Annotated in this window: 17 protein-coding genes and 1 tRNA gene; 17 read left to right on the forward strand and 1 reads right to left on the reverse strand. The window is 51.9% G+C overall.

Annotated features, from left to right (window positions below):
* The first annotated feature begins 38 nt into the window (after positions 1–38).
* The 12 genes from truB to HOLDEFILI_RS08165 all read left to right on the forward strand — a co-directional run bounded on the left by truB (position 39) and on the right by HOLDEFILI_RS08165 (position 8,406).
* Positions 39–914: a tRNA pseudouridine(55) synthase TruB gene (gene truB, locus HOLDEFILI_RS08110; RefSeq protein WP_006059100.1), complete on the forward strand. Its 876-nt coding sequence runs from the start codon at positions 39–41 to the stop codon at positions 912–914.
* 11 nt (positions 915–925) lie between these two features.
* Positions 926–1,864: a riboflavin biosynthesis protein RibF gene (ribF, locus tag HOLDEFILI_RS08115; protein WP_039864355.1), complete on the forward strand. Its 939-nt coding sequence runs from the start codon at positions 926–928 to the stop codon at positions 1,862–1,864.
* Positions 1,857–3,188, forward strand: coding sequence for an RsmF rRNA methyltransferase first C-terminal domain-containing protein (locus HOLDEFILI_RS08120; protein WP_006059102.1), 1,332 nt, complete (start codon positions 1,857–1,859; stop codon positions 3,186–3,188). Before ribF ends, HOLDEFILI_RS08120 begins: the two co-directional genes overlap by 8 nt.
* Before the next feature lie 14 nt (positions 3,189–3,202).
* Complete coding sequence (locus HOLDEFILI_RS08125; protein WP_006059103.1) at positions 3,203–4,576, forward strand: nucleotidyltransferase family protein; 1,374 nt, start codon at positions 3,203–3,205, stop codon at positions 4,574–4,576.
* 64 nt (positions 4,577–4,640) lie between these two features.
* A complete protein-coding gene (locus HOLDEFILI_RS08130) occupies positions 4,641–5,114 on the forward strand; it encodes a SpoIIIAH-like family protein (protein ID WP_006059104.1) in 474 nt (157 codons plus the stop codon).
* Between the two features lie 76 nt (positions 5,115–5,190).
* Positions 5,191–5,529: an Asp23/Gls24 family envelope stress response protein gene (locus HOLDEFILI_RS08135; protein WP_244264311.1), complete on the forward strand. Its 339-nt coding sequence runs from the start codon at positions 5,191–5,193 to the stop codon at positions 5,527–5,529.
* Between the two features lie 52 nt (positions 5,530–5,581).
* Positions 5,582–5,986 carry a PPC domain-containing DNA-binding protein gene (locus HOLDEFILI_RS08140; RefSeq protein ID WP_006059106.1) on the forward strand — a complete coding sequence of 135 codons (405 nt, stop codon included), beginning with the start codon at positions 5,582–5,584 and terminating at the stop codon, positions 5,984–5,986.
* Complete coding sequence (locus tag HOLDEFILI_RS08145; protein WP_006059107.1) at positions 5,986–6,840, forward strand: patatin-like phospholipase family protein; 855 nt, start codon at positions 5,986–5,988, stop codon at positions 6,838–6,840. Before HOLDEFILI_RS08140 ends, HOLDEFILI_RS08145 begins: the two co-directional genes overlap by 1 nt.
* 264 nt (positions 6,841–7,104) lie before the next feature.
* On the forward strand, positions 7,105–7,647 hold the full coding sequence (gene infC, locus HOLDEFILI_RS08150; protein WP_006059108.1) for a translation initiation factor IF-3: 543 nt from the start codon (positions 7,105–7,107) through the stop codon (positions 7,645–7,647).
* Between the two features lie 22 nt (positions 7,648–7,669).
* Positions 7,670–7,864, forward strand: coding sequence for a 50S ribosomal protein L35 (gene rpmI, locus HOLDEFILI_RS08155; RefSeq protein ID WP_006059109.1), 195 nt, complete (start codon positions 7,670–7,672; stop codon positions 7,862–7,864).
* A gap of 20 nt (positions 7,865–7,884) precedes the next feature.
* Positions 7,885–8,244 carry a 50S ribosomal protein L20 gene (gene rplT / locus HOLDEFILI_RS08160; RefSeq protein WP_006059110.1) on the forward strand — a complete coding sequence of 120 codons (360 nt, stop codon included), beginning with the start codon at positions 7,885–7,887 and terminating at the stop codon, positions 8,242–8,244.
* Between the two features lie 86 nt (positions 8,245–8,330).
* Positions 8,331–8,406: transfer RNA gene (locus tag HOLDEFILI_RS08165), tRNA-Glu, on the forward strand.
* Between the two features lie 48 nt (positions 8,407–8,454).
* Here HOLDEFILI_RS08165 and HOLDEFILI_RS08170 read toward each other — a convergent pair.
* On the reverse strand, positions 8,455–8,679 hold the full coding sequence (locus tag HOLDEFILI_RS08170) for a helix-turn-helix domain-containing protein (protein ID WP_006059111.1): 225 nt from the start codon (positions 8,677–8,679) through the stop codon (positions 8,455–8,457).
* A gap of 344 nt (positions 8,680–9,023) precedes the next feature.
* Between HOLDEFILI_RS08170 and HOLDEFILI_RS08175 the strand changes: the two genes are divergently transcribed.
* The 5 genes from HOLDEFILI_RS08175 to HOLDEFILI_RS19640 form a co-directional block, all read left to right on the forward strand.
* Complete coding sequence (locus tag HOLDEFILI_RS08175) at positions 9,024–9,860, forward strand: Mrp/NBP35 family ATP-binding protein (protein WP_006059113.1); 837 nt, start codon at positions 9,024–9,026, stop codon at positions 9,858–9,860.
* Entirely contained in the window at positions 9,857–10,243 is a 387-nt protein-coding gene (locus HOLDEFILI_RS08180) for a NifB/NifX family molybdenum-iron cluster-binding protein (RefSeq protein ID WP_006059114.1), read from the forward strand. The genes HOLDEFILI_RS08175 and HOLDEFILI_RS08180 overlap by 4 nt, the downstream gene beginning before the upstream one ends.
* Before the next feature lie 94 nt (positions 10,244–10,337).
* The gene (locus HOLDEFILI_RS08185) at positions 10,338–10,913 is read left to right on the forward strand and encodes a GNAT family N-acetyltransferase (RefSeq protein WP_006059115.1); all 576 of its coding nucleotides are present in this window, start codon (positions 10,338–10,340) and stop codon (positions 10,911–10,913) included.
* Entirely contained in the window at positions 10,910–11,812 is a 903-nt protein-coding gene (locus HOLDEFILI_RS08190; RefSeq protein WP_006059116.1) for an ABC transporter ATP-binding protein, read from the forward strand. The genes HOLDEFILI_RS08185 and HOLDEFILI_RS08190 overlap by 4 nt, the downstream gene beginning before the upstream one ends.
* A partial coding sequence (locus HOLDEFILI_RS19640) for a hypothetical protein (RefSeq protein ID WP_006059117.1) occupies positions 11,787–12,651 on the forward strand: 865 nt, incomplete at its 3' end. The genes HOLDEFILI_RS08190 and HOLDEFILI_RS19640, both read left to right, overlap by 26 nt.

Below are 12,651 nucleotides of genomic sequence, written 5' to 3' on the forward strand. Positions count from 1 at the left end.
GGCGATAGGCTTTGCAAACGGAAGTGAGCCTTGGTATAATGAAACGTGGAGTTTGGAGTGATACAGTGGACGGAATTTGTTTAATTAATAAACCGGCAGGAATGACGTCGTTCGACGTCGTTTATCAGGTCCGTAAAGCCGCCGGCATCAAGAGCGTCGGCCATACCGGAACCCTGGATCCGCAGGCGACGGGCGTTCTGGTCGTGCTGCTGGGCCGGGCCTGCAAGGCATTGCCGTATTTATCAGGCAAGACGAAGGAATACATCGCCGAGCTGACGCTGGGCACGAAAACCGATACCGGCGATATCTGGGGCAAACCGTTGGAAACCAGACCGGCGATCAAGCTTGAACCGGGTCAGATAAAGGCTGTGCTGAACAGCTTCTTAGGCGTTTCAATGCAGCTGCCGCCGATGGTGTCCGCCATCAAAAAGGACGGCAGAAAGCTGTATGAATATGCCCGTGAGGGCGTGGAGGTCGAACGGGAAAAACGGCCTGTCGAGATCATCGAAATCGAGCTTTTGCAAGTTGCGTCGAGCATCCGGTTCCGTGTCGTTTGTTCTAACGGAACTTATGTACGCACCTTGTGCGAAGACATTGCGGAAAAACTGGGAACCGTGGGCACGATGAGCAGTCTGATCCGCACCCGGGCCTGCGGTTATACCCTGGATCAGTGCCAGCCGCTGGATGAGGTGAAGCAGGGACATTTTCAGCTTGTTTCCATCTATGACGGCATTGCCAGTCAATATCCGCTGATAGAAGCGAATCCGGCGCAGATTCCAGATATTAAAAACGGCAAGCGTTTGCGTCTGGACAGCACGGAGCCTGTCGTCGGCGTCGTCAGCGAAAATCAGGTGCTGGCGATGATGGAACGGCAGGAAGATGGAATTTACCGCTGCCTGCGGGGATTATGGTAGGAGAAACATCAATGAAAGTAGATATGATAAAAACGCATGGCGAGCCGGTTCTGAATGAACCGGTCTGCGCCTGCATTGGCTATTTTGACGGTCTGCACCGGGGACACCGGGCGCTGATCGACGAAACGATCCGGCGGGCAAAGGCTGCCGGATGTGAAAGTGCGCTGATCACATTCTCCCCCGATCCGTGGATTACGATCGGACGGATGCAAAAGGTCCAGCATTTAACGACGTTGCAGCAGCGCATTGAGCTGGCGGGCAAAATGGGAATCGACCGGGTGATCGTACTGGACTTCGTTAAGGAAATGGCCGAGCTTTCACCTTCAGAGTTCATTGATATGCTGGCGGAACACTGCCGTTTGAAGGCGTTGATCTGCGGATTTGATTTTCATTATGGAAAGTTCGGCAGCGGCAGTGTGGAAACGCTCAAAGCCGAGGCCGCCGGACGGTTCGACGTCGTCGTGATTGAAGCGGTCAACGATCAGGGAGATAAGATCAGTTCCTCGCGGATCAGCCGCTGTCTGGAACAGGGCGATGTGGCGGAAGCCGGACGGCTGTTAGGCTATCCCTATGAAATCCGCGGCGTGGTTGTGCATGGCCGTCAGAAGGGCCGCGAGTGGGGGTTCCCCACCGCAAATTTAAAGACCGAGGAGGAAACGCTGCTGCCGTTAGGCGGAGTGTATGCCGGCGAGGCGGAAAGCGGAGGACGGAGCTGGAAGGCAATGATCAATATTGGACATAATCCAACCTGCAATCCAGTCCGCGAGCTGTCGGTCGAAGCTAATCTGTTGGACTGTGCGGAAGATTTTTACGATCAGCCGATGCGGCTGCGCTTTTACAAACGGCTGCGGACGGAGCGGCAGTTTGCTTCATTGCAGGAACTGATCGAGCAGCTTCACCGCGATCAGCAGGCTGTCCGCGACTATTTTCAGGAACTGCGCGATGAATGAACAATTTTTAGCGCGGATGCGGGAGCTGCTGGGGCCGGATTATGACGCTTACGTTGAAACCCTGAACAACCCGCCGTTTCGCGGGTTGCGCGCCAATTTGTTAAAAATCCAGCCGGATGCCTTAGTCAAGCGTCAATTTGCTTCCTTGTCGCCGTCGCCGTTTGCCCGGGAAGGCTTTGTGCTGACCGGTTCGGAAACAGGACTGGGCAATCATATTTATCATCGCCAGGGATTGTTTTACATGCAGGAGCCGTCAGCCTCATCGGCGGTGACTATTCTGGATCCGCAGCCGGGCGACTGGGTGCTGGATTTATGCGCGGCGCCGGGCGGGAAAAGTACGCAGATTGCGGCGCGGATCGGTCAGTCCGGTTTTTTGATCGCGAATGAAATCGACGGCGGCCGGGCGCGCGTCTTGATGAGCAATCTGGAACGCTTGGGCGTCAGCGAAGCGATGATAACCCATGCTTCCCCGGAACGGCTGTGTCCGCAGCTTGGCGGCTGGATGGACAAAGTGTTGGTCGACGCTCCCTGCAGCGGTGAAGGTATGTTTAAGAAGGAAGACCGGGCGCTGGCTGACTGGAGCGTCGAACATGTCCGGGCCTGTGGCCAGCGGCAGCAGAAAATATTGGAATCGGCGGTATTCACGCTGAAGGAACAGGGAATTCTCGTCTATTCAACCTGCACCTACGCGCCGGAGGAAAACGAACAGGTTATCGATCAGTTTCTGCGGAAGCATCCGGAAATGGAGCTGATTGACTGCGGCGTGGATTTTGGCCGGCCGGGTTTGTCAACCGGTCTGGTCGACGGTGCGAAGGTCCGGCGGATCTTTCCGATGGATCAAGGCGAAGGACACTTCGTTGCGAAGCTGCGTAAAACAGCGGCTCAGCCAGGTGTCCGTCCGCGCTTTGTCAAAAGCGCACCGCTGCCGTCAACCGTCCGGGAGTTTCTCAGCGGTCAGCTGACGGATCTTTCTGATCTGCATTTCCATCTTGAGCAAGACCGGCTGTCTTTGATGCGCCATGAATTTATCCAGCTGGAGAACATTCCGGTGCTGCGGCAGGGCGTTATGGCCGGGGAAATCGTCAAAAATCGAGTGGAGCCGCACCATCATTTCTATATGTCCGCTCTGCTTCAGGACCGGTTTAAGAACACCGCGGGGCTTAATGAAAATCAGCTTGCGCAATATTTGCAGGGGCTGCCGTTAACTGCCGCTGCCCCGCGCGGTTTTCTCTGCCTGAGTTATGAAGGCTATCCCGTCGGCTTTGGCAAGAGCGACGGCACCGTGATTAAAAATAAATATCCCAAAGGACTGCGCACACGCTGAAGGAGGCTGATCCCATGCGTCTTGAACTGTTCGATTTGATCGACGATTCGGTCAAACTGCTGGAATTGAACAACCCGTCTTACCAATATGTCGAAGGAGCGATTAAGGGCTGCTTCGAGCATCTTCTGGAAGACTATATGGATTATGTCGTCGGCTTCAGCTCGCGGATAAAATCAATCGGCTCGCTGAAAGAAAAAATGATCCGCAACAAATACTATCTGCAGTTTTCAACAGGCGAGGAAGTTCTCAATTTCCTTCCCGATCTGATCGGCCTGACCGTAGAATGCCGCTTTATCAGCGATGAAAACCGGATTTACCAGGCGATCCGCCATCATTTCAGCTTTGTCGAAGATCAGGAATATGCCCAATGCATGCTTTATCCGGATCTCTGTCTGAATCTGGCGATGCCCCAGCCCCAGCTGCAGCGCAACGGCTTTACGATTTACCGGATCGACGGTTATTATTTGTTCAACGGCCGCAAAGTGAATTTTGAGCTGCAGATCAAATCCATGGTGCATTCCTTCTGGAGCGAGATCGAGCATCAGGTCGTTTATAAAAATACCCAGTATGTGATGTTCGACAGCTTTATGAAAGACATACTGGCTTCGATCCGCGATAATCTGGATGTCGTCGATCACCAGCTGGAAATCGTCTATACCCAGATTCTCAACCAGAATAAAGACAAAGATATCGGCATGAGCGAACGGGGTTTCAAGATGTTTATGGCGAAATCGATCAGCGATCTGTACGCGATCAAAATGATTGAGTCGATCGGATTTACGACCGATTTCAAGAAATGCAGCGCCGTGCTCAGCCAGTATATCTATATTAAAGACTTCGTTCAGTCGGACCAGCCGCAGCAGAAAATGGTCGAATATTTCGAACATTTCAATCTGTTGAAAATCAGCGATCTTGATTTCACGGAACCGATTACGCTCGAAAAAGAATTTATCCATTACGATCCGTTCTGCGATGTGCTCGGCCGGTATTGGCAAAGCATCATCAACATTGATTTTGAGTGGCATGTGTTCTTCGTTATGCTTTTCGCGATCCAGCCGGGCAACAATATCCAGGACTTCACGATGTTTGTCGAAGTGCTGAAATCATTGATTGTCAACCGCTTCTGGTACGAAAAGAAATTCACTGCGCTGGACAACGTCAGCGCTCAGACGATCCGTGACGATCTGCTGCGGTGCGTCGCGGAAGCGATGGTGGAGGTCGGCAAGGTCGAGATCATCCACGAAGACCGTCTGCTTCAGATTATGGAATTATTTCATGAGGAAATCGACCGTCTGGACGAGATGTTGGAAAGTCTGGAGGAATATCAGCTGCAGCGCAAGGATATCCTTACGCATCTGAAGCATAAAATCTGCGCCCTGTTTTATTGATCTTCAAAACGCTCATAACCGGGCTGCCTGCCGCATACAGTACAAGTGAGCAGGAGGCCGTGATATGAATAAACAGGCATTTGCATTTCTCACTTTATTTACATTGATTCTGATGCTTTCAATCTACTATGTGACGCTGCCGGCCGATCAGGGACAATTGAATCCCGATCAGCTTTTAACCGGACAGAACGAGGATCAGGATTCCCTGGCCACGATGCAGCAGCAGCTGCAGGACAAACATAATGCCCAGGCCCAGAATTCCCAGTCGATCGTCGCGTCGCCGTCGGCCAGCACCGAAGAAAAACAGGACGCGCTGCAGCAGGCGGGACAGGTGGAACAAAACAAGAAGACTGAGGAAACGATTGTCGCTGCGCTGAGTCAGGCCGGAATGGAGGGCTGCGTCGCGGAGCTGGAGGATGAGGTCGTGCGGATCGGATGCCCGAAAACACTGGCAGGGGCGGAGAACGCCTCGAAGATTATGAAGATCGCCGCGGATCAGCTGCAGGATGAACGGGTGCCGGAAGTCACGTTCAAGTAGGCTCGCTAAAAATAAAAACCCCGTTTCATTTTCTTTGGCATCTTGGGCTTTCTCTGGTATAATAGGAACAAAGAAGGTGAATGAATTGGCTCAGGAATATATTCAGATTAAAGAAAAAGACGAAGGCACAGGCCTGATCGCCTTATCAAAAGGTGTATTTGAAACGATTGCCCAGATCTCGATCGACGACGTCGACCAGGCGTATGCCATCGAACCGACAACGCTGAAGAAACCGATTCAATGCAAAATCGCAAACAACCGTTTAAACGTTATGGCGGAAATCAAAGTGAAATACGGAGCCAACGTGAATGCGGTCTGCGAAACGCTGCAGGATCGGATCTATCAGAATATTCTGCAGATGACCAGCCTGAAATGCAATCTGGTTGACGTCAAGGTCGTTGGATTTCTCTTTTAACAAACAGCCGGATTTCATTCCGGTTTTTTCTTTTTTTCGGGAGGTATCGTAAATGAATACAGAATGCTTCAGAGTGCTGCCGGGACAGGATCTGGCGGAGACGATCGAACGCTATTGCGCTGAGCGTCAGATTCAGGCTGCGGCGGTTGTGGCCTGCGCCGGCTGCTTGAGCCTCGTCCGGTTCCGGATGGCTGACGGCGTTACGATTTATGAAAAACAAGTGGACGCGGAGATTGTTTCGCTCAGCGGTACGATCAGCGAGCAGGGGATGCATGTGCATATCAGCGTCTGCGATCAGGATCTGCATACGTTCGGCGGGCACCTGACGTCTGGCTGCCTTGTCAACACGACGGCGGAGATCGTTCTGCTTCGCTTGGATGGTTGGCGGCTGACGCGGAAGCCGGACCCGTTGACCGGGTATGACGAACTGAACGCGGAAAGGATCGGTGAAGCGTAATGCAAGAAACAAAGATCGGCCTGGTGCTGGAGGGCGGAGGCATGCGCGGTGTGTATACGGCGGGCGTGCTGGACGCATTTTTAGACGCCGGTCTGGAATTTGACGGGACGCTGGGCGTTTCCGCCGGCAGCTGCCACGCCGCGAGCTTTTTATCGAAACAGCGCGGCCGGGCTTACCGCGTCAATGTCAGCTATCTCAACGATTGGCGCTATTGCAGCGTGCGTTCGTGGCTGACGACCGGGGATTTTTTTGGTGCGAAAATGCTTTATGACACGATTCCCAATCAGCTGGATTTGTATGACCATGCCGCATTTGCGCAGCGCCGGGGCTGGTTTCGGGCGGTGGTGACCAATCTGGCCAGCGGCGAAGCAGAATATCCGCTCATCGAAGATCTGCATCGCGATATCCGCTGGCTGCAGGCTTCCAGCTCGCTGCCATTGTTGTCGCGCACAGTCGAAATTGAAGGTCAGGAATATCTGGACGGCGGGATCAGCGATTCGATTCCGGTCAAGGAAGCGATGCGCCTGGGCTGCGAAAAGAACGTCATCGTACTGACGCAGTGCGCTGAATACCGGAAAAAGCCGAATGAACTCATGCCATTGATCCGCACGAAATACCGCCGCTATCCGAAGCTGATCGAGCAGATGGCAACCCGTCATCTGCGTTATAATGAAACGCTTGAGGAAATCGAAGCGTTAAAAGCGCAGGGCAAGGTATTGGTAATCCAGCCGCAAAAGCCGGTCGTTATCGGCCGCTTGGAAAAGGACCGCAGCGAGCTGCATGCCTTATACCGCGCGGGCGTTGAAGACGGCGCGGCTCAGGCGGAGACGCTGCGGGAGTTTATGCAGCGCTGAAGCTGACCGCGGGGCGATCCGCACTTCATTTCGGTCGTTATGCAGGCTTGTGGCGCAAAACATTCCGCAGCCGGATAAGTTTTGGAAAAAACCTTTGACAAGCCGTGTGTTCCATGGTAAAGTAAACAAGCAAAGAAAAAGTATGTAGAAAGTAGAAGTGCCCCTTCTCACCTGATGTCCTTCAGACTTGGGTTGACGCTGCAAACACAAAGAGAACTGTGTAAGTAGAAGCGGGTATTCTAGGAGTACCTGCTTTTTTGCAATATGGAGGTGTCGTTTATTAGCAAGAAAGTCATGACCAACGATGATCTGGTCAATGAAAACATTCGTTTCAAAGAAGTCTTAGTCATTGGCCCAAAAGGAGAGCAGCTAGGCGTGATGATGCGCCGGGAAGCCCTGGAAAAAGCCTACGATTATGAACTTGATCTGCTGTGTGTCGCTCCGAATGGAAATCCGCCGGTCTGCAAGATTGTCGATTATGGACGGTATCGTTTTGAGTCGCAGAAAAAGGCGAAAGAAGCCAAGCGGAATCAGCATGTCACAGAGGTTAAACCCATGCGCTTATCCCCGGTTATTGATACGCACGATTTTGATACGAAGCTTCGTCAGGCCCGCAACTGGGTTGAAGACGGAATGAAGGTCAAGATTGATATGCGCTTTCGAGGCCGTCTGATCACGCGCCTGGAGGTCGGCAAAAAGGTTATGAATAGCTTCGTCGAACAGATGTCGGATATTGCGTCCGTTGAAAAGGCTCCGGCCCTGGAAGGCAATACGATGTCTGTGGTTCTGACACCGAAGAAGAAATAAAAAAGTATAGGAGGACTTGATTATGCCAAAGATGAAAACAAAAAAGGCGCTGGCAAAGCGTGTTAAAAGAACAGGCAGCGGAAAACTGAAGAGAAGCCATGCTTATATCTCTCACTTTGCAGCAAACAAAACCCATAAACAGAAGGTACAGCTGAGAAAGTCGGCGCTGGTCGACAAGACCGACATGAAGCGGATCAAGTACCTGATTCAGGACTAATTAGAGGAGGACGTTAGAACATGCCAAGAGTAAAAGGCGGAACTGTTACCCGCGCAAGAAGAAAAAGAACATTAAAGTTAGCGAAGGGCTATTTCGGCTCGAAGCACCTGCTGTACCGTACAGCCCATGAACAGGTCATGCGTTCTCTGCGTTACTCCTATATCGGACGTAAGCAGCTGAAGCGCGATATGCGCAAACTGTGGATTGCACGAATCAACGCTGCGGCGAGAATGAACGATATGAGCTATTCTCAGCTGATGCACGGCTTAAAGCTGGCCGGGGTCACGATTAACCGCAAGATGTTGTCGGAAATCGCGATTCACGACGAGAAGGGCTTTAAGGCGATCGTCGAAACCGCAAAGACGGTGTTAGCGAAATAAGTCAGAACCTGAATGAAAAAAACGGTGCAATTCGCACCGTTTTTTGTTGAATATTTTCTTTTGATAAGCTATAATAATTAAGCACTGGCTCGTTGGTGAAACGGTTAACACAGCGCCCTCTCAAGGCGTCATTCACGGGTTCAAATCCCGTACGAGTCACCATAAGAAAAATAAGACCCGATGAGGGTCTTTTTGTTTGCCGGACAAGGATCAAAGCGAGGTTTCGCAATCCGGATCGGATGGCCGGATGCAGACGACTTTTTCGATGGGAACCTCCAGAATCGAGCACAAGATATCGACGGTGACTAAGGTCAGCGGCTTATTTTTGCGCATGCGATGAATCGTGCCGCGGCTGATATTATGATGGTAGATCAAATCGTACTGTGTTACGCCAGTTTCCTTCAAGGTTTTCCAAAATGGACTGTAATCAATCATAAATTCACCTCATTTCACTACCATTCTAAGCGGTGAACGAAAAGGTTAATATTGCCAACAAATCAGGAATATACCGGATTATGCTTACAAAAATAAGGTTTTACGGCATTCCTTAACTGTTTTTTCAGCTTTGTTCCTCATAGATTAGGATTTGTGTTTTGTGCAAAAAAACGCAAAAAAGAATTGGAATCTTCAGGAAAAGTAATGTTTCTTTTCGATTTCTCCGGATAAGAATCCATTCAAACTGGAAAACCATTTCAAAAGATTTCAGGCACAGCGTTGGATTGTTGTAAAAAGAAATGGTATAATATCAACCGTGAGAAAAAGAATTGAGGGACTAAATTATGAGTGAAACATGCAATCACGACTGCGGCAGCTGCAGCGCTAACTGCGCCAGCCGGCAGGAGCCGCAGAGCTTTTTGGAAAAACCGAATCCGCACAGCCGGATCCGCAAGATCATCGGCGTCGTCAGCGGCAAGGGCGGCGTCGGCAAATCGTTAGTCACTTCGCTGTTAGCGGCGACAATGCAGCGGCGCGGACATCAGAGCGCCGTTATGGATGCCGATATCACAGGCCCGTCGATTCCGAAGGTGTTCGGGATCCATGGCATGGCCTATGGCAATGAAGACGGAATTCTGCCGGCTGTCAGCTCGACCGGCATTCAGATCATGTCCGTCAACCTGATGCTGGACAATGAGGAAACGCCGGTCATCTGGCGCGGACCGATTTTAGCGGGCATGGTCAAGCAGTTTTATGGCGAAGTGATCTGGTCGGACGTCGACTTCATGTTCGTCGACATGCCGCCGGGAACCGGCGACGTTCCGCTGACCGTCTTCCAGTCGCTGCCGTTAGACGGCATCGTTGTCGTCACCTCACCGCAGGAATTGGTTTCCATGATTGTGGCCAAAGCCGTCAATATGGCGAATATGATGAACATCCCGGTGCTGGGCGTCGTGGAAAACATGAGTTACCTGGAATGCCCGGACTGCGGCAAGCGGATCGAAGTCTTTGGTCACAGCAAGCTTGACGAGGTCGCAGCGGAGAAGGGACTCGATATTCTGGCGCGGCTGCCGATCAATCCGCAGTTTGCCAGCCTGTGCGATGCTGGACGAATTGAAGATTTTGAAGGCGAATGGATGACGAAAGCGGCTGAAAAACTGGAAGGACTGTTGGAGAAATGAAGCAGATAGCGGCGATTCCTTATGAGAACGGACAGGTTTTCGGACATTATGGTAAGACACAGGCATTTCTGATCGCGACCATTGAGGATGGAAATATCATGAACCACGATGTCGTGCCGACACAGGGCAAAGGTCATGGCGAACTGGCAGGCTTTCTAAAGGAACACGGCGTAACCGTATGTCTGTGCGGCGGTATGGGCGAGGGTGCGTACCAGACGCTGACAACGCAGGGCATCGCGGTCATCCGCGGCGTCAGCGGCAGCGCGGAAGCGGTGCTGGAAAGCTATGCAGCAGGACAGATCGCCGATGATCCGGAAGCGGTCTGCACGCATCACCATGATCAGGGCGAAGGTCACAGCTGCAGCTGCGGCAAGCATTCGTAAAAAATAAGATCCTGTCATAAAGGCTTAAGAAATTGAGCCTTTTTTTCATTTCCCGGCTCGGCTATAATGAAAGAAGCAAAGGTAGGAGATTGCGATGAACATCAAGAAAATGATCGGTGAGAAAGTCATTCTATCACCGCTGGACAGCCGGGAGGCCGAACGGCTCGTCCATTGGATTAACGATTTAGAGGTGACACTGGGCACGACGCTGGCTGCTTCCAATATCACCTTGGAGAAGGAAAGCGAGATATTGAAGCAAATGGAGCAGGGCGGACGGGACTTCTTAATTATCGCCCGCGACAGCAAGCAGCCGATCGGCACCTGCGGTATCACAAACTGGGATCCGGTTAACCAGTGGGCCAGCGTGGGAATCATGATCGGCGACCGGAATTATCACAACCAGGGCTGCGGCAGCGAGGCGCTGGGCCTGTTGTGCGATTACTGCCTGAATTTATTAAACTGTCACAGCGTCCGGCTGGAGGTCTATTCGTATAATCTGCCGGCGATCGCCTGTTACAAAAAAGTCGGTTTTGAGGAATGCGGGCGTTATCATCAGGCTAAGAAAATCGGCGGCCAGTGGTACGACTGCATCCAGATGGAATTGTTCGCGGAACAGTTTGAATCCCGCTGGGTGAAACCCGCCGTCAGCCGCAGGCAGGTGAAGGCATGATCGTCGCGGAAAATCTCGGCAAGAAATTTCGGAATAAAACTGTCATCCGGCAGATGAACTGTGCGATCAAAGAGGGCAGCATCTATGGTTTAGTCGGCGCAAACGGCGCGGGAAAATCGACGTTCTTGCGGATGCTGGCAGGGGTGTATCAGCCCAGTGAAGGCAAGGCCGAGATCAATGGGGAAGCGGTGTTTGACAACGCGAAGATTAAAAAAGAAATCGTTTTTATTCCGGATGAGCTGTACTTTTTTCCCAACTACAACTTCCGGATGATGGCGGATTATTACGCCAGTCTGTACGAGCATTTCGATCGCCACCGGTTTCAGATGCTGTGCGATCATTTCAAGCTTGATACCGAGGCGCGGATCCAGAATTTCTCCAAAGGTATGAAGCGGCAGGGCGCGTTGATTCTGGCGTTGTCAACCCGGGCGCATTATTTTTTCTTCGACGAAACGTTTGACGGACTGGATCCGGTCATGCGCTCGCTGGTGAAATCGGTGCTGTCTGAGGACGTCGCCCAGCGCAATTCAACGGTGCTGTTAACCTCGCATAACCTGCGGGAGCTGGAAGATCTGTGCGATCACATGGGACTGCTTGTGGAAGGACGGATCATGTTTGAAAGTGATATCGACTCGTTGAAAACCGAGATGTTTAAGGTGCAGATCGCGCTGCCGGATAAGACGTTTGACCGCGATGAATTCCGTCAGCTCAAGGTGCTGTATTACAAGAAAAGCGGCTCGATCGCGACGATGATCGTCAAGGGCGACCGCGAGCTGGTGACCGATGTGCTTCGCAGCAAGCAGCCGATCATCCTCGATCTGCTTCCGCTGTCGCTGGAAGAAGTGTTTATCTATGAAATGGAGGGATACGGCTATGAGTTCGATTCGCTCCGTCTTTAATTTTAAAGTGTTCTGGCAGAATTTCCGCAGCGCCCAGGGACTGCTTTTAGTCGCAATGATCATTTATCAGGCGGGAATTCTGATCAACTGTTTTTCGCTCAGCCGCACGCCGGACGTCACGCAGGTCGCTGCGTTTTCCGAAATTTCAGGGATCGTCAGCTTTCTGGCCTGTTTTCTGCTTCCCATCGCAACCTGCGCGACGCTGTTTGATTTTCTTTTCAGCAAGAAGAAAAGTGATCTCGTGTTTTCCTCGCCGGTTCCGCGTAAAACTTTATACGGGTCGAACTGGGCCGGCGGGATGCTTTTCCTGTTGATCAACGTTTTGATCGCGGCTTTGATGCTGCACATCACGCTGCTGCGCAATCCCCAGCTGATTGTCGAAAACGGCGTGGTGATCCGGTTTCTGATCTTATGGGGCTTAAGCATGATGATGGTGTATTCGTTCTGCTGTCTGGCGGTGTCGCTGACCGGCAACCGCTTTGTGCAGTTTGTCCTGGTCGCGGTGCTGACCCTTCTGCCAGGGTGGTTTCACTATACATTCCAGACGCAGTTTTACAATTATGATCAGCTGTCGCAGACTGAATTCTCTAATTCGAAGGCGACGGATACCCTGACCAATCCTTACTCGATGCGGATCGTGAAGGATGAAGGGAGAACCGATACGCTGCCGTATATCGCGTTCGATCAGCTGACCAGCAGTCTGTCGGGCATGCGTCAGTCGTTCCGGGTGACGGATTACAACAACCACACGGCGTTCAGCTACAGCCGCTGCTGGATAATGCTGATCAATACGCTGGCGGCTTCCGCGCTGGGCTGCTGGGCGTTTTTCCGGCGCAAGG

It is taken from the genome of Holdemania filiformis DSM 12042 (genome assembly GCF_000157995.1).
Lineage (GTDB): Bacteria > Bacillota_I > Bacilli_A > Erysipelotrichales > Erysipelotrichaceae > Holdemania > Holdemania filiformis.